The organism is Streptomyces himastatinicus ATCC 53653, from assembly GCF_000158915.1.
Classification (GTDB): Bacteria; Actinomycetota; Actinomycetes; order Streptomycetales; family Streptomycetaceae; genus Streptomyces; species Streptomyces himastatinicus.
In genome coordinates, this window is the sequence record NZ_GG657754.1 from 8,227,928 (window position 1) to 8,228,265 (window position 338).

At 74.6% G+C, this 338-nt stretch carries 1 pseudogene; it reads left to right on the plus strand.

Going from position 1 to position 338, the window contains the following annotated elements:
* A pseudogene (locus tag SSOG_RS35115) lies at positions 1-230 on the plus strand (hypothetical protein); the annotation flags it as partial.
* Positions 231-338: the final 108 nt, after the last annotated feature.

The following is a 338-nucleotide window of genomic DNA, read 5'->3' on the forward strand; positions in this document are numbered from 1 at the left end:
GGCCAACCGGCGCCCCAGCGGGCGCGAGCGCCACGACGAGAAGATCACGGTCTACGTATCAGAAGAGAGAGATGATGGACCTCGAACACGCGCGACTGGTGCTCCGGGGCGAACACGGCCTCGCGGTCGACCGCGGCCGGATCGTCCGCGAGGCGGTCGCGGTCGTCCTCCCCGACCTCGAGTCGCGCGGCGACGCGAGCATTCTGGTGCGCCGCCTGCGCGGCCGCTGACCGGGCCGGGCGATAGCCTGCCCGGATCGCGGGCTGACCGCCCGGCCCTGAGCACCCTGGACCGCGATGCCGACCAACGACCCGCACGACCCCCCGCCCCGCCGCCGC